Genomic DNA, 17,060 nt, shown 5'->3' with positions numbered 1-17,060 from the left:
CTCGTAAGGCGTCGTGCGCCGCCGCCATGACCAGGCGGCTATAGCGTGATGTAGTCGACCCAGCACCGGTTCGTTTTCCGAGGCCCAACGCTGATACTCTCGCGCACTGTTGCCGAATTCCGGCTCGCCCACCGAACCACGGAGAGTTCCCTTAGATTGACCGATCGAAACCTGCCCGAGTCGCCCCGTCTGGTCATCGACCTGAACCGGGTCCGCGCGAACTACCGCGCACTGCATGCCGCGCTACCCACAGCGCGAATTCGGTTCGCCGTCAAGGCGAGTCCGTTGCCGGAGATCATCCGGCTACTGAATGACGAGGGCGCGGAGTTCGACGTCGCCAGCGTGGGCGAGATCGAGCTCTGCCTGGAGCAGGGCGTCGATCCGGCCGTCATGTGCTACGGCAATCCGATCAAGAAGGCCTCGCAGATCGCCACCGCCTACGCGGCGGGCGTGCGCCGCTACGCCTTCGACACCGAGGACGACCTCGAGCGCATTGCCGAGCACGCGCCGGGCTCCGAGGTGGAGTGCCGGTTCCTGTCCTCGGCCCCGCAGTCGCAGACGCCGTTCGGCACCAAGTTCGGCTGTGCGCCCGGTGAGGCCACCCGCCTGCTGGTGCGCGCCCGGGATCTGGGCCTGCAGGTCGTCGGCCCCTACTTCCATGTCGGCTCGCAGCAGTTGGACCCGAAGGCCTGGGGCATCGGGATCGAGCAGGCCGGAGCCATCGCGGAAGCGCTGGCGGTCAAGGACATTCCGGTCACCGCGGTGAATATCGGTGGGGGACTGCCGATTTCGTACGTCGACCCGGCTCCCGGACTCGCGGAGCTGGGCGCGGCCATCGCCGAATCGGCGAGCCGCTATCTCCCGGAACACACCGCTCTCGTCGTGGAACCCGGTCGCGCCCTGGTGGGCAACACCGGCGTGATCCATGCCGAAGTGGTGAATGTTCGCGTAGCGCCGGACGGGCGGCGCTGGGTATACCTCGACATCGGCCGCTACAACGGCATGGCCGAAACCGAGAACGAGTACATCGCCTACCGATTCCAAACCGATCGGGACACGGATCCGAAGGACGAAGCTGTCGTAGCCGGTCCTACGTGTGACGGCGACGATGTACTCTATCAACGCACGCGTGTCCTCCTTCCGACCACGTTGCGAGCCGGCGATTCGATTCGAATCCTCGAGACCGGCGCCTATACGGCGAGCTATTCGTCGGTGTCCTTCAACGGTTTTCCGCCTTTGACTGTTCATGTCACTGGCGCTGAGCGAGAGTGAGTTTTAGCCAATGATCACGGCAGAATTCACCGGCTGGCACGTGCTGGCCGAGTTCGGTGGTGTCGACGCCAACCTCTGCGACGACCTGGAACGACTCGAAACCGCGCTTCGAAAATCGTTGGTCGCCGCGGGGGTGACCATCTGCGATGTCGTGCGCAAGAAGTTCGAGCCGCAGGGTGTCACCATCCTGGCTCTGCTGGCAGAGTCGCACGCCTCGATCCACACCTACCCTGAGTCCGGCGACATCTTCGTCGACGTATTCACTTGCGGCAGCATCGGTTCCGGCGCCACCAAGGCCGTCGAGCTGCTGCAGCAGGAGCTGTCCCCGGGTTCGGTGAACATCGAGGTCATCCAACGCGGGCACTCCGCGCGCCGGATCCACGAGCCGGTCGGCGAGGGTCTGACCCGGGTGTGGAACACGACGGAAACCATCGTCGACACCAACACCCCCTACCAGCACATGGTGATCGCCAAGACCGAGCAGGGCATCTCCCTGTTCTCCGACGACGATCGCCAGTCCACCGAGTTCTCGCAGCTCACCTACCACGAGGCCATGCTGGTCCCGGGGTACGCGCTGGCCGAGAAGCTGGAGAAGGTGCTCATCATCGGTTCCGGTGAGGGCGTCGCCTCGCAGATGTCGGTGGCCGCGGGCGCTTCGCTCGTCGACCACGTCGACATCGACCAGCTGGAGGTGGAGCTGTGCGCCGAGCACCTCCCCTACGGCTACACCCAGGCCGATCTGGCCGAGGCGGTCGCGCAGAACGGCCCGATCAAGATGCACTACGCCGACGGCTGGGACTTCCTGGCCAAGGCCGAGGCCGCGGGCGTGCGCTACGACATGATCTGTATCGACCTGCCCGATGAGCGGGTCGAGGACGCGCAGCACAACCGGCTCTACGAGGATGACTTCCTCAACCGGTGCAAGGCGCTGCTGGCCGAGGGCGGCGTGCTCGCCGCGCAGGCCGGCTGTCAGACCATGTGGCGCAACGAGACCCTGAAGCGCTCGTGGACGCGATTCCACAACCTGTTCGAGACCGTCGTTCCGTACGTCAGCGACGAGCACGAGTGGACCTTCATCTTCGGTACCCCGAAGGCGATCGCCGACCCGGTCGCGAAGATGACCGACACGCTCTCGACCCTGCCGTACAAGGCCGAGACCATCGACGAGCGGGCCCTGGTCCGCGGCGCGATCGAGCCGCACGCACTGCGTGTCGGCGTCAGCGTCTAGTCGAACCCAGCAGTACCGAAGCGCCCCGCACACTTCTGTGTGCGGGGCGCTTCGTATTTCGTTGTAAGAGACGACGGATTTCGTTGTCCCGGCCGTCTGAAGATCAGGAAATGGCAGGCAGCCGGACTACCTGTCCGGCGTAGGCCAGGCCCGCACCGAAGCCGAGCAGCAGCGCGGTGTCCCCGGCCTTCGCCTCACCCGAGCGCAGCAGCTGCTCCATCGCCATCGGGATCGAGGCCGCGGAGGTATTGCCGGTCTGGGCGATATCCCTTGCGACAGCGACACTTTCGGGCATGTGCAGGGCGCGCAGCAGCGCGTCGGTGATGCGGCCGTTGGCCTGGTGCGGGACGAAGGCGTCGAGGTCCTCGACCGTCACGCCCGCCTGGTCCAGGGCGTCGCGGCAGGCCTTCTCCAAGAACGTGACGGCCCAACGGAATACCGCCGCGCCGTTCATCCGAATGTAGGGCCGCACCGTGCTGCCGCCGGTCGCCTCCGCCTCGGCCACCTCGGCGAAGTACTGCTGAAAGTCCTTGTCCTGCTTGATCGCCGCGGTCTGGCTGCCGTCCGAGCCCCAGGCCACCGGGCCGATGCCCTCGGCGTCCGAGGGTCCCACCACGACCGCGCCCGCGCCGTCGGCGAAGATGAACGCGCAGGTGCGGTCCTCCTGGTCGAGCAGGTCCGAGAGGCGTTCGACGCCGATCACCAGCACGTGGCGGGCCTGTCCGGAGCGAACCAGGTTGGCGGCGTTGGCCAGCGCGTAGCAGAAGCCCGCGCACCCGGCGGAGACGTCGAAGGCGGCCGTGTCGTGCATGCCGAGTTCGGTGGCGACCACCGCGCCGGCCGACGGGCCGAGCACCATCTGCGACGAGGTGGCCAGGATGACCGTGTCGATCTGGGCGGCGGTGACGCCCGCGGCGTCGAGCGCGTCCTTGGCGGCCGCGGTGCTCATGCTGACGATGGTCTCGTCGGCTTCGGCCCAGTGGCGGGCCTCGATTCCCGAGCGGGTCCGGATCCATTCGTCCGAGGAGTTGATGCGGTCGACGATCTCGGCGTTGGGGACCACTCGGCGGGGGCGGTAGGCACCCAGGCCCAGCAACGCAGCGTGGGCGACCGGGGTAGCGGTGGCGATCTGGGCAGGCATTCGCGAAGGTTCCTTTGTTCCCATGTGTACCGATCGGTTCACTAGGGTAAGGTTTAACATGGACCGATCGGTTCACACAAGCGCTGGAGGAAGTTGCATGACTGCGGGACCCCGCGCCCGATTGATCGCGAGCACCATCACCACCGTCCAGGAGCACGGGGTGCACGCGGCCGGTCTGAACGAGCTGCTCAAACGCAGCAACTCCTCCAGAAACTCGCTCTACCAGCACTTCCCTTCCGGCAAGGGCGAATTGGTGGCGACGGCGGCCCGGTTGGTCTCCCGCATGGTCTACTCGCACGTGAGCCGGATGGCCGACACCCTCCCCACCGCGCCCTCACTGGCCGCCTGGGTTGACGAACTACTCGGCTTCTGGCGCGGCCAACTCGAAACCAGCGACTTCCGCGCGGGCTCGTTCATGATGGCCGCCGCCCTCGACGAACTCGACCCGACTCTCCAGTCCGCCGCCGGTCAAGCCTTCTCCGAATGGACCGCCCGCCTCGCCGACGGCATGGTCGCCGCCGGCATCGAACGCGCCACCGCCTGCTCCCTCTCCGGCTTCACCCTCTCGATCATCGAAGGCGCCATAGTCCAGAGCCGAGCCCTGAAATCCGTCCTCCCCTTCACCGACGGCGGCACCCAACTCACCGTCCTCCTCCGCCACCACCTCCCGAACCGCCATTGAAGCGGTTGACTTGGAGCACACTCCAAGTCGTAGCGTCATAGGAATGATCGCGACCAGGAAACTCGGCGAACTGACCGTCGGCATGCAGGGCCTCGGCTGCATGGGCATGAGCAGCGCCTACGGCGTCCACGACAATGACGCCGAATCCATCGCCACCATCCACCGCGCCCTCGACCTCGGCGTCACCCTGCTCGACACCGCCAACGTCTACGGCCCCGAAACCAACGAGCGCCTCGTCGGCCGCGCCATCGCCGACCGTCGCGACAAGGTCGTCCTCGCCACCAAGTTCGGCATCGTCTGGGGCGACAAGGGCGCAATGGGCGCCCGCGGCGATGCCGCCTTCGTCAAACAGTCCTGCGACGAATCCCTGTCCCGCCTCGGCGTCGATCACATCGACCTCTACTACCAGCATCGCGTCGACCCCAAGACCCCCATCGAGGAAACCTGGGGCGCTCTCGCGGAATTGGTGCAAGCGGGCAAGGTCCGCTACCTCGGCATTTCCGAGGCGTCGGTGGACAGCATCCGCCGCGCCCACGCCGTCCACCCGGTGACCGCACTCCAATCCGAATGGTCCCTCTGGACCCGGGACATCGAACCCGAAATCCTCCCCGCCTGCCGCGAACTCGGCATCGGCATCGTCCCCTTCTCCCCCTTGGGCCGAGGCTTCCTCACCGGCACCATCACCTCCCCCACCGACCTCCCGGCCAACGACCTCCGCCGCCGCCTCCCCCGCTTCTCCGACACCAACCTCGACCGCAACCTGTCGATCGTGGAGACCCTCCGCACGCTTGCCGACGAAAAGGGCGTCACCCCCGGCCAATTGGCCCTGGCCTGGGTGCAGTCCCGAGGCGACGACGTGGTCCCGATCCCGGGCACCAAGCGCCGCACCTATCTGGAACAGAATGTGGCCGCCGCCGAACTCACCCTCTCCGCCGAAGATCGGGCCCGCATCGAAGCGGCCGCGCCCGCCGAGGCCATCGCCGGGGCCCGCTACCCCGAAGAGTTGGCCCGCGCCGCCAACCGCTGAGTCGCCACCGCGAGCGAGCTCAGCGCCGATACTGCATCCATGAGGATTTCGGTAGCCGCCGACGAGGACACGGGGGTGGCGTCGGCCGTGGTGGAGGAATTGCGGGCGCGCGGGCACGAGGTACGTGTGCACGGTGCGCTCGAGCCGCAGGAGCGGGACGACTGGGCTTGGGCCAGTGAGGCTGCCGCTCGGGATGTGGCCGAGGGGCGGGCGGAGCAGGCGGTGGTGTGCTGCTGGACCGGGACCGGGGCGTCGATTGCGGCGAACAAGGTTGCGGGGGTGCGGGCGGCATTGTGTGTGGACGCGTATTCCGCTGAGGGGGCGCGCAAGTGGAATGACGCGAATGTGCTGGCGCTGAGTTTGCGGCTGACGTCGCGGGCGCAGCTCGGCGAGATTCTCGATGCCTGGTTCGCCGGGGTCCCGAGCGGGGATCCCGGCGATCGCGCGAATATCGCGCACGTGGATCGGATCGAGTGATCAGGCTTCGGTGGCGAGATGTGCGTGCTGGGTACGCAACTCGCGTTTGAGGATCTTGCCGCTGGGGTTCTTGGGGAGGGACTCGACGAAGGTGATGTACTTGGGCACCTTGTAGCCCGCGAGGCGTTGTTTGCAGTGGGCGATGACGGCGGCGTGATCGGGATCGGTTCCGGTGCGGGCCACCACGATCGCGGTGACGGCCTCGATCCAGTGCGGGTGGGGGATGCCGACTACGGCTGCCTCGGAGATGTCGTGGTGTTCGTAGAGGACCTCTTCGACTTCGCGGCTGGCTACGTTCTCGCCACCGGTTTTGATCATGTCCTTCTTGCGGTCGACGACGGAGAGGTAGCCGTCGGCATCGAGGATGCCGAGGTCGCCGCTGTGGAACCAGCCGCCGCGGAAGGCTTCCGCGGTTTTGGCGGGGTCGTTCCAGTAGCCGAGCATGGCTTGCGGGGAGCGGTGGACGATTTCGCCGATGACGCCGACTCCGACGGGGACATCGTCGTCGTCGACCACGCGGGTTTCGACGTTCAGCGCCGGGCGGCCCGCGGACCCGGGTTTGGTGAGTTGGTCCTCGGGGGCGAGAACGGTTGCCAGGGGCGCGAGTTCGGTTTGGCCGTAGAAGTTGGTCAGGCCGACGCCGGGTAGTCGCTCCGAGAGTTCGTGCAGGACTTCGACGGGCATGATGCTCGCGCCGTAGTAGCCCTTGCGCAGCGAGGACAGGTCGTAGTTGTCGAAGTCGGGGTGGCGGAGCAGGGAGACCCACACCGTGGGCGGGCAGAAGAGTTTGGTGGCGCGCTCGGTTTCGATGGTGCGCAGCACGGTGGCGGGGTCGGGGCCGGGTAGCAGGATGCTGGTGGCGCCGAGCCACAGGTCGGGGGTGAGGAAGCAGTGCAGCTGGGCGCAGTGATACAGCGGCAGGGCGTGGACTTCGATGTCGTCGGCGCTCATTCGGCCGTCCACCACGACGCTGGTGTACTGGGCGATCAAAGCGCGGCTCGACAGCACGGCGCCCTTGGGGCGGGATTCCGTGCCGGAGGTGTACATGATCTGGATCGGGTCGTCATCGCCGACGAACACCTCGGGCGCACCGGTGTCGGAGTGGCCTTCCCAGTCGCGGACGTCCTCCCAGCCTGCGGCGACGGGCAGCCCGGCCAGATCGATCCAGCCGAACAGCCGGATCTCGCTGTCGCCCAGCTGTTTCACCGCGGCCTCGGCGGTGTGCGCCAGGCCGTCCTCGGTGATCAGGGCGACGGCCCCGCTGTGCTCGAGGATGAACGCGACCTCGTCGGCGGTGAGCATGAAGTTGATGGGCACCGAGATCGCGCCCAGCCGCGCCAACGCGAAGTACACCAGCACGAACTCACGGCAGTTGTGCGCGAAGATCGCGACCCGATCCCCCTGCGCCACACCGCGATCGGCCAGACTGTGCGCGACCCGGTTCACGGCCGTGTCGAGCTGGGCGTAGGTCTCGCGGCGCTCGTGCCACACCAGCGCGACCTTGTCGGGGACCCGGGCGGCGCTGCGCCGCAGCAGATCTCCGAGCGCCTGTGAGCGCGCACCCGCCACCGTGAGATCACTACCGTGTACATCCATGCGTCCAACTTCTACCGCATGAGTGTGGCGCGCGTCATACAGTCTCGCTGAACAGGACCGGATTCCGCCGCCACGCAGCGCATTTGCCGACGTAGCGGGGCAGCTGCTCGGCCTCGAACGCCGCCGCCGACCAGTCGTGGTCCGCCACTTCGGCCCGCCAGGCATACGTCCACGCGTACCCGACCCGGTGTCCCGCCGTGACGGACACCGGCACCAGGTTGTATTCGTCGTCCTCGAACTCGTCGAGCACCCGCCATTCGTCGGCGGTGAGCCCGGTGAGCAGGAATCCGTCGGTCACGCTGTCCGGCGCGGTCACCAGTCCCGGATAGACGCGCCCCGGCAGGGCGGCCGCGCGCCGCCCGAACAGCCGGGCCGACTCCATTTCCGGTACGCGCCCGATCAATTCGGTGAGTACGGCACCGAACCGCAAGGTCCCGTAGACGAACAGCGGATCACTCGCGAACGGAATTTTCCGTGCCCACCGGTCGGTCATCGGCCGACTGTACGCGCGACGCGGGAGAAGATCCCCGCGTCGTGGGAATTGATGACCGTCACCTGATCGCCGTGGCGCTTGCGCAGCTCCCGCAGTCGCCGCTGATTGGCCCGGTACGCCTCACCCACGATGGCCCCGGTCTCGTACATCTTCCAGCCGAAGGGCGTGAACGACTCCTCGGGATGAACGCTGGACTCGGTGACGAAGGCGTCACCGGCGTGCAGCAGCCAACCGTTGCCGTGATCGATGGCCACCCCGGCGTGCCCGCGGGTGTGCCCGGCCAGTGGCACCACCAGGATCTCCGGCGGCAGCCCCGGCAGATCGCGGACGGCGGTGAAGCCGAACCATTCCTCGGCCCCCTCCACCTCGTTGACCATCCACTTCGGCCCGTGCGACCACTGCGCCGCCCGATAGCGCAGCTTCTCCGACAGCGTGGGTTTGGCGGTGGCGGCCCGGAATTCGGGTCCGTGCACGTGCACGGTCGCCTCGGGGAAGTCCGAGAGTCCGCCGGAATGGTCGAGGTCGAGGTGGGTCAGGATGATGTGGCGGACATCGCGCGGGTCGTAGCCGAGCGACCGGATCTGATACACCGCCGTCTCGGCCTCCCGCAACTGCGGTCCCAGCGCGAACCGGGCGGCACCCAGCATCTTTCCGGGCTGCCGCACCGTGGCCACCCCGAACCCGGTGTCGACGAGGACGAGCGCGTCCCGCGTCTCGACGAGCAGACAATGGTCGACCAGGCCGAATCCCATGGTGCCGCAGTTCAGATGGTGAATCCGCATGGCCCGAGCGTTTCAGACGGTCTGGGGTGACGCAACCGCGCAGGTGCCGGTTATGTCCGGACGCCGGTCATCGCGGCAACCAGACAATTCAGTCGGGTCGACACTCGCGAATGATCTCCGCCAACAGGTCGTAGTCCTCGCCCCGCGCGGTGGACGAACGAAACGCCAGCCCGACGGTGCGCCCCGGCGCGGGCGCGGCGAAGGTGGCGATATCCAAGGTGCCGCGGGCGGTTTCCGCGCCGACTGCCATGGCCGGGATCAGGGTCACCCCGAGACCGCCTGCCACGCACTGCACCACGGTGCCCAGCGACGCCGCCCGAGTATCGCCGACCGCGCCCGGGTGCGCCTCCGCGGCCCGGCACAGGTCCAGGGTCTGATCGCGCAAGCAGTGCCCCTCGTCGAGGAGCAGCAGCGGAAGCGCGTCCAGTTCGGCGGGTTTCAGATCGGAGCGCCCGGCGAGCTGGTGCCCGCGCGGCAGCACCAACACGAACGTCTCGGTATAGAGCGGTATCTCGACCAGCCCCGTGGCGTCGGCGGGAAGTGCGAGCAAGGCCACGTCGAGCACGCCCGAGCGCAGGCCGGACAGCAGCCGCGCGGTCTGATCCTCGATGATGTGCGGCACCAAAGTGGGCATTCGCCTGCGCAATTCGGGCAGCAGGGTGGGCAGCACGTAAGGCGCGACGGTCGGGATGATGCCCAGCCGGAGCGCGACTCCGATCCCCTCACCTGCCGCGGATGCGACAAATCGGTCAGCGGCTTCGAGGGTGGCAATGGCTTGCGGCAGTAGCCGTTTCCCGTCCACGGTGACCAGCACCCGCCGGGTGCTGCGCTCGATCAATTGGAGCCCCAGTCCGTTTTCCAGTGATGCCAGGGCCTGCGATAGCGTGGGTTGGCTCACGCCCAGCCGGGTCGCCGCGGTGCCGAAGTGCCGGTATTCCGCGATGGCCACGAACGCACGCAGCTGTGACAGGGTGGGCTGATAAGACTGATCAGTCACGCCTATGAGTGTAGTGCGACCGATCACGTTTACCTGTCACAGCAGTTCGGCCAGGATCAAGAATCGTATATAGGTCTCGACACAATCGGTACGACTACATATGAGGAGCAAGCATGGCCCTGCTGACCATCGGCGACCAGTTCCCCGCCTACAACCTGACGGCAGTCATCGGCGGTGATCTCTCGAAGGTGAACGCTCAGCAGCCCGACGACTACTTCACCCAGATCTCGAGCGACGACTACGTGGGCAAGTGGCGCATCGTCTTCTTCTGGCCCAAGGACTTCACCTTCGTGTGCCCGACCGAGATCGCCGCGTTCGGCAAGCTGAACGACGAGTTCGCCGACCGCGACGCGCAGGTGCTCGGCGCTTCGGTCGACAACGAGTTCGTGCACTTCCAGTGGCGTGCCCAGCACGAGGAGCTCAAGACCCTGCCGTTCCCCATGCTGAGCGACCTCAAGCGCGAATTGGCCGCCGCCACCGGTGTTCTCAATGCCGACGGCGTCGCCGACCGGGCCACCTTCATCGTCGACCCGAACAACGAGATCCAGTTCGTGTCGGTGACGGCGGGCTCGGTGGGCCGCAATGTGGACGAGGTGCTGCGCGTGCTCGACGCCCTGCAGTCCGACGAATTGTGCGCGTGCAACTGGAAGAAGGGCGACCCGACCATCAAGGCCGGCGAGCTCATGACCGCCTCGGTGTAAGACCCGAGCCTTTTTCCAACCGCCAGCACTCGCAAGGGAATTCGTCGTGACCATCGAAAATCTGAAGAACTCGCTACCCGAGTACGCCAAGGATCTGAAGCTCAACCTGTCCTCGCTGTCGCGCACCACCGTGCTCAACGAACAGCAGTTGTGGGGCACCCTGCTGGCGTCGGCGGCGGCCACCCGCTCGGCCACCACGCTGCGGGAGATCGCCGAGGAGGCGGCCGGGGTGCTCTCGGCCGAGGCGTACAACGCCGCGCTCGGTGCCGCGTCGATCATGGGCATGAACAATGTGTTCTACCGCGGCAAGGCGTTCCTCGAGGGCCGCTACGACGATCTGCGGGCGGGCCTGCGCATGCAGATCATCGGCAATCCGGGTGTGGACAAGGCGGATTTCGAACTCTGGTCGTTCGCGGTGTCCTCGATCAACGGCTGCGGGCACTGCCTGGAGGCGCACGAGGGCACGCTGCGTGAGGCGGGCGTGTCGCGCGAGGTGATCTTCGAGGCGTTGCGGGCGGCGGCAATCGTGGCCGGTGTCGGCCAGGCTGTCGCCTCCACCGAGGCGCTGGCTCCGGCCACCGTCTGATTCGAGCACGACCCCGGAAGGGGCTGTACGCCTGCGGGTGTACAGCCCCTTTCTTATTTGCCAATAGATTGCTGCAATCGGGTCACTGGTCGGCAACAATGCCGGGTCGGCCCGGAATGCCGACCTAGACTCCCCCGCATGCCCCCGCGCTCCCGGACCCCTGCCCGGCGTCGCAGTCGCACCTTCCTGGCCTCCTCGGTCATCCTGCTCGTAGTCGCGGCGGGCGCGACGGCGCTGTGGCTGGACCGGCACGACAACCCGGACTCCAGCGCCGCCCCGATCGGCGGCAGCACCGGCACGCCACTGCTGGACACCGCCCAGGCGCGCACCGGACTCGACCGCCTCACCGTTGCCTGGAACCGCAATTGGGAGTCCTACCAGCGCAATGCCTTCGGCCCCGGCTGGTCGGGCCGCGGCGGCGAACCGGTACTGCCCGACGGCTGCACCGCCCGCGAGGCGGTGATGAAGCGCGACCTCACGGAAGAACGTGTGGGAGACAGTAATTCGTGTCTGGTGCTGTCGGGCACGCTGATCGACCCGTACAGCGGGGAGCGACTGCCCTACGACCGGTTCCGCGCCTCGGACATCGAGATCGATCACGTGGTGGCGCTCGGGGACGCCTGGCGTTCGGGCGCGTCCGGCTGGCAGGCCGATCAGCGCGAGCGATTCGCCAACGATGTGGGCAATCTGCTGGCGGTGCAGAAACAGGCCAATCAGGACAAGGGCTCCAAGACCCCCGACCAGTGGAAGCCGCGGCAGGCGTACTGGTGCGATTACGCGCGCCGCTGGATCAGCGTGAAGGCGCGCTGGGGTCTGACCGTGCAACCCACCGAGAAGAGCGCCCTGGCGGACATGCTCGACAGTTGTACGGCTCCCGCGAATCGATAACTGTCGGTAAGCTCGCGTGGCATGACCGTTCCGGAAAGCGATGGCGCTCAAATCGAAGTCGTGCGCGTGTTCACCGACCCGGCCGGACGCTTCGGCAATCACCTCGGCATCGTGCGCCGCGCGGCCGTCGAGAATGTCGATCACCAGGCGCTCGCGGCCCGGGTCGGCTTCAGCGAGACGGTGGTGGTGGACGATCCGGCGGAAGGGCGGGCGCGGATGCGCATCTACACCCCGGCCGTCGAACTCCCCTTCGCCGGGCATCCGAGTGTCGGCACCGCGTGGTGGCTCAATGACCAGCAGCAGCCGGTCAAGATCCTCGACGTCCCCGCCGGGCCGGTCGAGGTCTCCCTCACCGACGGGCTGACCTGGGCCCGCGCCCGCGCCGAATGGGCGCCCAATTTCGAGTTCCACCAGTTCGAGGACACCGCCGAGATCGGCACCCTGGACCCGGCGGACTTCCCCGAGGGCCAGCACTACTGCTGGGGCTGGACCAATGAGGCGCGCGGGGCGGCGCGCGCCCGAATGTTCGCCCCCGCCATGGGAGTTCCCGAGGACGAGGCCACCGGCGCGGCCGCCATCCGCCTCACCGCGCTGCTCACCCGGGGGTTGAACATCACCCAGGGCGCGGGTTCACAGATCTTCACCGAATGGGATTCCGACGGCTGGGCCCGCGTCGGCGGGCGCGTGGTCGCCGATCACCCGATCGTCATCTAGATCCGCTGACCGAAGGCGAGACGGTGCCCGCCGGGAATGCGGAGCACGAAATCGCGCAGGCCCCAGGGATGTTCGGTCAGGCCCGTAACGATATCGGCGTTGTGTAACACGCAGTGTGCATGCAGAGCATCCACATCGGCCACGCCGACGTACCCGGCGGTGGTCTCGTTGACGGCGGGGTTCGGGGTGGCGACGATGCCGAGACCGACCTCCTCCCGCCGCAGCAGCGCCAGACCCATCGTGGGTTCGTGCACCTCCACGGTGAAACCGAGGACATCGCGCAGGAATTCGACGGTGGGGGTGAGATCAGCCACCTCGAGGTTGGCCCGGTAACTCTCGAATTCGACCATTCCCGCAGCGTACCGCTGGTACTGCCGGGAAATTCGGTTGCGAACGTGTCGGTGGGCGATGAGAAGGTGGAGTCTCGGCCGTCTTCATCGGCAGCAGCTCACCCTCGATCGGAAGGACCATTCGCCGTGGACACCGGCATGCCCTCGACCGCGCTCGCCGGATCCGAGCGGGCGGATTCGATCGGGCAGCCCAAGGCTGGACGACGCGAATGGATCGGCCTCGCGGTGCTGGCGCTGGCCTGCCTGGTCTACGCGATGGACCTGACCGTGCTGCACCTGGCCGTGCCGCAGATCAGCGAGACACTGCATCCCAGCAGCACCGAACTGCTGTGGATCATCGACGTTTACGGGTTCATGCTGGCCGGTCTGCTGATCACCATGGGCACGCTCGGTGATCGCATCGGTCGGCGACGGCTGTTGCTGTTGGGCGCGGCGTTCTTCGGCGTGGTCTCGATCGTCGCGGCGTTCTCCCCCAGCGCCGAATTCCTGATCGTGTGCCGGGCGCTGCTCGGCATCGCCGGGGCCACCATCGCGCCCTCGACGCTCTCGTTGATCTTCAACATGTTCCGCGATACCCGACAACGCTCGCTGGCGGTCGGCACCTGGGTGAGCGCGTTCTCCGCCGGCGGCGTGGTGGGCCCGCTGCTGGGTGGCGTACTGCTGGAGCACTTCTGGTGGGGTTCGGTGTTCTTCCTGGCCGTCCCGGTGATGGCGCTGCTGCTGATACTCGGGCCGCGGGTGCTGCCGGAGTTCCGCGATGCCGAGGCCGGGCGGCTCGATCTGGTCAGTGCCGCGTTGAGCGTGGTCGCCATGATCTCGCTGGTGCTGGCCATGAAGAAGGTTGCGGAAGACGGATTCGGCACGATACCGCTGGTGGCGGTCGTGGTGGGAGTCGCGGCGGGCGTCCTGTTCGTGCGCCGTCAGCGCACCCGGCCGGATCCCATGCTGGATCTGAGCCTGTTCCGGCTGGGCGCGTTCCGAACCGCCTTGGGCATCAATGTGATCGCCATCTTCGTGGCCTTCGGCTATTTCCTGTTCGTGGCCCAGTACTTCCAGCTGGTCCTGGGTATGACCCCGCTCGCCGCCGGTCTGGCAATGGCCCCGTCCAATATCGGCTTCATCGTCGGCTCGCAGGCGGCCCCGCGCATCGTGCGGGTGCTCCGCCCGGCCTATCTGATCGGCGCCGGAATGGTGCTGGCCGCAATCGGATTGGTCATGCTGACGCAGCTGTCGGTAACCGGCGGCCCAGCCTTGGCGGTGATCGCCTCCCTGCTCATCGCCCTGGGCCTGGCCCCGGTCTTCGGCATCACCACCGAACTGATCGTCGGCTCGGCTCCCCCGGAACAGGCCGGCGCCGCCTCCGGCGTCTCCGAAACCGGCGCGGAACTCGGTGGCGCCCTGGGCATCTCGATCCTGGGCAGCATCAGCCTGGCCATCTACCGCAGCGACCTGGCCGACACCCTGCCGCACAACGTGCCGGGGGCGGACGCCGTGCGCGAGACACTGGGCGAGGCGGTCCAGGTGGCGGGCACGCTCCCCGCCGAGCTGGGCGACACGGTGCTGTCGGCCGCTCGCGCGGCCTTCATCCACGGCGTCCACATCACCGGCGGTGTCGCGGCCATCGGCGCGATCGCGGTGGCCGTGCTGGCGGTGGCTCGACTACGGCACGTGCCCGCCGGTGAACTCTCCGGCGGGCACTGAGCCTCAACCGTCATTCCGGCGTGCTTTTGGCCGGAATCCACCCCGTAGGTGTGGATCCCAGCCAAAAGCACGCTGGGATGACGGGGTGATCAGCCGAGGGCGGCGGCGAAGCGGGCGGCCATCTCGGCGACCTGGGCCTCGGTGATGACGAAGGTCGGGGAGATCTGGAGGGCTCCCTGGCCGGCGGCGCGGGTCGAGACGCCGTGGGCGCGGAGGGTTTTCACCATGGGCAGGGCTTCGGCCGGGTCGGCGAGCTGGACGGCGGCGACCGCGCCCAGGCCGCTGCGTACCTCGGCGACGCGGGGGTGGTCAGCCAGCGGCGAGAAGTGCTCGTGCAGCAGCGATTCCAGGTTCTTGCTGGCATCGAGGAGGTTCTCGCGCTCGAAGATGTCGAGGTTGGCCATCGCCGCGGCGGCCGCTCCGGCGTGGCCGCCGTAGGTGTAGCCGTGCCGCCACCACACGCCGCCGGAGAAGAACGGCTCGGCGATGCGGGGGGCGATGAAGACCGCGCCCATCGGGACGTACCCGGAGGTGAGGCCCTTGGCGGTGGTCATGATGTCGGGTTCGAGGCCGAAACGCGAAGAGGCGAACCAGGATCCGCCGATGCGACCGAAGCCGGTGACGACCTCGTCGGCGACGAAGAGGATGTCGTTGTCGCGGCAGATCTTGCGGACCTCGGTGAGGTAGCCCTCCGGCGGCAGGTAGACGCCGCCCGCGCCGATGATGGGTTCGGCGAAGAAGGCCGCGATGCGGTCGGCTCCGACCTCTTCGATGAGCGCGGTCAGGCCCTTGGCCTGATCCCATTCGATGGTGCGGGTGTCGGGCATGAACACGCCCGTGTAGCCCTCGCCGTTGACCGGAATACCGGCCAGCGAGGTGCCGCCGACGTGCATGCCGTGGTACGCCTTCTGGCGGCCGACCAGGATGGTCTTCTCGGGGCGGCCCATCTCCTGCCAGTAGCGGCGGGCCAGCTTGGCGGCGGTGTCGATGCCGTCGGAGCCGCCGGAGGTGAAGAAGATCTTGCTGCCGGGGACGGGCGCGAGCGCGGAGAGCCGTTCGGCCAGATCACGGGTCACCGGGGCGGCGAAGTCACCGAAGTTGGAGTAGTGCGCGACCTGGGTCAGCTGCGCGGCCACCGCGTCGCCGATCTCGCGACGGCCGTGACCGATATTGGCGAACCAGAGTCCGCCGGTGGCGTCGAGGTACTGCGTGCCACCCTCGTCCCAGATGTACGCACCCTCGCCGCGCGTCACCACGAACGCACCGTCACGCTCGACCGCGCCCATATCGGCGAAGCCATGCCACAGCGAACCCATCAAGCACCTCCATCACCCGGCACCGGCCACACCCAATCGGGCGAACCGACTCAACCTCTCTATCTCACCATTTCGACGGTGATCAGGTCGAACGGCCCCCGGGTCAGGCGGCCGCGGCGGCCACCAGCATGTAGGCGGTACCGAGATCCATCACCAGGTGCGGGATGACGGTCAGTGATCCGGGCGTCCCCATGGGGTGCGGGAATACCCGTGGCAATCGGGCGCGCAGGGCGGGCACGGCCATGACGAGCGCGTCCACCGCGAACAGGGCCGCCAGGGCGTACATCGGTGCGGGCGCGGGCCCCCCGTGCCCACGCATCACCATCTGCCCGTGCGACCCGTGCCCGCTCATCGCGTACAGCATCGCCGCGGCCGTCACCACGTGATACGCGAACGCGCCGACCTTGCCCCCGCTGTCGACCGCCGCGATCCCGCTGCGCCACCGCAGCATTCGATCTCCCAGCACCAGGGTGTACACCACCACCATGGCCGTCAGCACCCCGCGCACCGCGCCCGGGTCGACGGCCGCCGGAAACACCAGCATTCCCAGCATGACCAGGCACATCAGCAAGTGCGCGGCATCCGAGCTCTGATCCGCACTCGCACGGGCCCACTCCCGGCCCTGCCCCAGCCTGACGACCACGATGACGGCCGCCGTACAGAAGGAGATCACCGCAATCCAGCGCAGTACCCCGTACTGCTCCACGAATTCCACCGCATCCCACCACCTCTCACCGCGGCGATCGGCTTCCACTTCCATGGTGACACCGGCGGGGCGGAACGCGTCCGCCCTTGCGCTGCCGAATCCGCCGCCCCCGCACCGCCACTGGGTGACCGATTCCCCGGCCGATTCACTCGGTGCCCTCACCCTGCAACGGTTGCTCCGCTGACGAATAAACAGAGGAGTACCCAATGCGGCCGCGCCCGAACGCCGAAGAGATCGACCCCATCGCCGACTTACGAGCGAACCTGAACCTGCTGCGCTACTCGGTCGAGCAGATGACCGAGGCGATGAAGGGCATTCTGCAGGAGATGCGCGGCTTCGATGCGCGGTTGAGCGCATTGGAGGCGAGCATGGGCCAGGGCAAATCCCGGAAGTGAGCGGAATC

19 protein-coding genes are annotated in these 17,060 nt (G+C 67.6%); 11 read left to right on the top strand and 8 right to left on the bottom strand.

What is annotated here, in order from left to right:
* The first annotated feature begins 171 nt into the window (after positions 1-171).
* Together ACYVN4_RS34880 and speD are read left to right on the top strand one after the other, a co-directional pair.
* Positions 172-1,272: a type III PLP-dependent enzyme gene (locus tag ACYVN4_RS34880; protein ID WP_460726849.1), complete on the top strand. Its 1,101-nt coding sequence runs from the start codon at positions 172-174 to the stop codon at positions 1,270-1,272.
* Positions 1,273-1,285: 13 nt separating this feature from the next.
* Entirely contained in the window at positions 1,286-2,500 is a 1,215-nt protein-coding gene (gene speD / locus ACYVN4_RS34875) for an adenosylmethionine decarboxylase (protein WP_460726847.1), read from the top strand.
* A 103-nt stretch (positions 2,501-2,603) separates the two neighbouring features.
* Here speD and ACYVN4_RS34870 read toward each other — a convergent pair whose 3' ends face one another.
* Positions 2,604-3,641 (bottom strand): beta-ketoacyl-ACP synthase III, encoded by a 1,038-nt coding sequence (locus ACYVN4_RS34870; protein ID WP_460726535.1) that lies wholly within the window; start codon positions 3,639-3,641, stop codon positions 2,604-2,606.
* A gap of 97 nt (positions 3,642-3,738) precedes the next feature.
* On the opposite strand from ACYVN4_RS34870, the gene ACYVN4_RS34865 reads away from it, so the two are divergent.
* Genes ACYVN4_RS34865 through ACYVN4_RS34855 form a run of 3 tightly spaced genes read left to right on the top strand, consistent with a single transcriptional unit; the run spans position 3,739 to position 5,827 of the window.
* On the top strand, positions 3,739-4,323 hold the full coding sequence (locus tag ACYVN4_RS34865) for a TetR/AcrR family transcriptional regulator (protein WP_460726533.1): 585 nt from the start codon (positions 3,739-3,741) through the stop codon (positions 4,321-4,323).
* Between the two features lie 43 nt (positions 4,324-4,366).
* A complete protein-coding gene (locus ACYVN4_RS34860; RefSeq protein WP_460726531.1) occupies positions 4,367-5,350 on the top strand; it encodes an aldo/keto reductase in 984 nt (327 codons plus the stop codon).
* Positions 5,351-5,389: 39 nt separating this feature from the next.
* On the top strand, positions 5,390-5,827 hold the full coding sequence (locus tag ACYVN4_RS34855; protein WP_460726529.1) for an RpiB/LacA/LacB family sugar-phosphate isomerase: 438 nt from the start codon (positions 5,390-5,392) through the stop codon (positions 5,825-5,827).
* Here the strand turns inward: ACYVN4_RS34855 and ACYVN4_RS34850 are convergent, their stop codons facing one another.
* From ACYVN4_RS34850 to ACYVN4_RS34835, 4 genes are all read right to left on the bottom strand, one after another.
* A complete protein-coding gene (locus ACYVN4_RS34850; protein WP_460726526.1) occupies positions 5,828-7,423 on the bottom strand; it encodes an acyl-CoA synthetase in 1,596 nt (531 codons plus the stop codon).
* A 34-nt stretch (positions 7,424-7,457) separates the two neighbouring features.
* Positions 7,458-7,916 (bottom strand): gamma-glutamylcyclotransferase family protein, encoded by a 459-nt coding sequence (locus ACYVN4_RS34845; RefSeq protein ID WP_460726524.1) that lies wholly within the window; start codon positions 7,914-7,916, stop codon positions 7,458-7,460.
* A complete protein-coding gene (locus ACYVN4_RS34840; RefSeq protein WP_460726522.1) occupies positions 7,913-8,698 on the bottom strand; it encodes an MBL fold metallo-hydrolase in 786 nt (261 codons plus the stop codon). The genes ACYVN4_RS34845 and ACYVN4_RS34840 overlap by 4 nt, the downstream gene beginning before the upstream one ends.
* Positions 8,699-8,786: 88 nt before the next feature.
* Positions 8,787-9,695, bottom strand: coding sequence for a LysR substrate-binding domain-containing protein (locus ACYVN4_RS34835; RefSeq protein ID WP_460726520.1), 909 nt, complete (start codon positions 9,693-9,695; stop codon positions 8,787-8,789).
* Positions 9,696-9,808: 113 nt separating this feature from the next.
* Here ACYVN4_RS34835 and ACYVN4_RS34830 point away from each other — a divergent pair, with 113 nt between their 5' ends.
* The 4 genes from ACYVN4_RS34830 to ACYVN4_RS34815 all read left to right on the top strand — a co-directional run bounded on the left by ACYVN4_RS34830 (position 9,809) and on the right by ACYVN4_RS34815 (position 12,584).
* Positions 9,809-10,396, top strand: a complete 588-nt coding sequence (locus tag ACYVN4_RS34830) for a peroxiredoxin (protein WP_379355482.1) — start codon at positions 9,809-9,811, stop codon at positions 10,394-10,396.
* Positions 10,397-10,442: 46 nt separating this feature from the next.
* Complete coding sequence (locus ACYVN4_RS34825; RefSeq protein ID WP_460726518.1) at positions 10,443-10,982, top strand: carboxymuconolactone decarboxylase family protein; 540 nt, start codon at positions 10,443-10,445, stop codon at positions 10,980-10,982.
* A 138-nt stretch (positions 10,983-11,120) separates the two neighbouring features.
* Entirely contained in the window at positions 11,121-11,870 is a 750-nt protein-coding gene (locus ACYVN4_RS34820) for an HNH endonuclease family protein (RefSeq protein WP_460726515.1), read from the top strand.
* A 21-nt stretch (positions 11,871-11,891) separates the two neighbouring features.
* Entirely contained in the window at positions 11,892-12,584 is a 693-nt protein-coding gene (locus ACYVN4_RS34815; RefSeq protein WP_460726513.1) for a PhzF family phenazine biosynthesis protein, read from the top strand.
* Here the strand turns inward: ACYVN4_RS34815 and ACYVN4_RS34810 are convergent.
* Positions 12,581-12,934, bottom strand: a complete 354-nt coding sequence (locus ACYVN4_RS34810; RefSeq protein WP_460726511.1) for a VOC family protein — start codon at positions 12,932-12,934, stop codon at positions 12,581-12,583. The genes ACYVN4_RS34815 and ACYVN4_RS34810 overlap by 4 nt on opposite strands.
* A 138-nt stretch (positions 12,935-13,072) precedes the next feature.
* On the opposite strand from ACYVN4_RS34810, the gene ACYVN4_RS34805 reads away from it, so the two are divergent.
* Complete coding sequence (locus ACYVN4_RS34805) at positions 13,073-14,635, top strand: MFS transporter (protein ID WP_460726845.1); 1,563 nt, start codon at positions 13,073-13,075, stop codon at positions 14,633-14,635.
* Positions 14,636-14,724: 89 nt separating this feature from the next.
* Here ACYVN4_RS34805 and ACYVN4_RS34800 read toward each other — a convergent pair whose 3' ends face one another.
* Together ACYVN4_RS34800 and ACYVN4_RS34795 are read right to left on the bottom strand one after the other, a co-directional pair.
* Complete coding sequence (locus ACYVN4_RS34800; protein ID WP_460726509.1) at positions 14,725-15,951, bottom strand: aminotransferase family protein; 1,227 nt, start codon at positions 15,949-15,951, stop codon at positions 14,725-14,727.
* Between the two features lie 103 nt (positions 15,952-16,054).
* Entirely contained in the window at positions 16,055-16,819 is a 765-nt protein-coding gene (locus tag ACYVN4_RS34795; RefSeq protein WP_460726507.1) for a DUF5134 domain-containing protein, read from the bottom strand.
* Between the two features lie 44 nt (positions 16,820-16,863).
* Between ACYVN4_RS34795 and ACYVN4_RS34790 the strand changes: the two genes are divergently transcribed.
* Entirely contained in the window at positions 16,864-17,052 is a 189-nt protein-coding gene (locus ACYVN4_RS34790) for a hypothetical protein (protein ID WP_460726505.1), read from the top strand.
* Positions 17,053-17,060: the final 8 nt, after the last annotated feature.

This window comes from Nocardia heshunensis (assembly GCF_054782115.1).
Note: the sequence above shows the minus strand (reverse complement) of the source record. Positions and strands in the feature narration are given on the sequence as shown.

What these genes read in the sequence shown, in the direction of transcription:
- ACYVN4_RS34870 (WP_460726535.1), bottom strand. Translation starts at nt 3,641, where the DNA reads ATGCCTGCCCAGATCGCCACCGCTACCCCGGTCGCCCACGCTGCGTTG.
- ACYVN4_RS34865 (WP_460726533.1), top strand. Translation starts at nt 3,739, where the DNA reads ATGACTGCGGGACCCCGCGCCCGATTGATCGCGAGCACCATCACCACC.
- ACYVN4_RS34860 (WP_460726531.1), top strand. Translation starts at nt 4,367, where the DNA reads ATGATCGCGACCAGGAAACTCGGCGAACTGACCGTCGGCATGCAGGGC.
- ACYVN4_RS34855 (WP_460726529.1), top strand. Translation starts at nt 5,390, where the DNA reads ATGAGGATTTCGGTAGCCGCCGACGAGGACACGGGGGTGGCGTCGGCC.
- ACYVN4_RS34850 (WP_460726526.1), bottom strand. Translation starts at nt 7,423, where the DNA reads ATGGATGTACACGGTAGTGATCTCACGGTGGCGGGTGCGCGCTCACAG.
- ACYVN4_RS34845 (WP_460726524.1), bottom strand. Translation starts at nt 7,916, where the DNA reads ATGACCGACCGGTGGGCACGGAAAATTCCGTTCGCGAGTGATCCGCTG.
- ACYVN4_RS34840 (WP_460726522.1), bottom strand. Translation starts at nt 8,698, where the DNA reads ATGCGGATTCACCATCTGAACTGCGGCACCATGGGATTCGGCCTGGTC.
- ACYVN4_RS34830 (WP_379355482.1), top strand. Translation starts at nt 9,809, where the DNA reads ATGGCCCTGCTGACCATCGGCGACCAGTTCCCCGCCTACAACCTGACG.
- ACYVN4_RS34820 (WP_460726515.1), top strand. Translation starts at nt 11,121, where the DNA reads ATGCCCCCGCGCTCCCGGACCCCTGCCCGGCGTCGCAGTCGCACCTTC.
- ACYVN4_RS34815 (WP_460726513.1), top strand. Translation starts at nt 11,892, where the DNA reads ATGACCGTTCCGGAAAGCGATGGCGCTCAAATCGAAGTCGTGCGCGTG.
- ACYVN4_RS34810 (WP_460726511.1), bottom strand. Translation starts at nt 12,934, where the DNA reads ATGGTCGAATTCGAGAGTTACCGGGCCAACCTCGAGGTGGCTGATCTC.
- ACYVN4_RS34805 (WP_460726845.1), top strand. Translation starts at nt 13,073, where the DNA reads ATGCCCTCGACCGCGCTCGCCGGATCCGAGCGGGCGGATTCGATCGGG.
- ACYVN4_RS34800 (WP_460726509.1), bottom strand. Translation starts at nt 15,951, where the DNA reads ATGGGTTCGCTGTGGCATGGCTTCGCCGATATGGGCGCGGTCGAGCGT.
- ACYVN4_RS34790 (WP_460726505.1), top strand. Translation starts at nt 16,864, where the DNA reads ATGCGGCCGCGCCCGAACGCCGAAGAGATCGACCCCATCGCCGACTTA.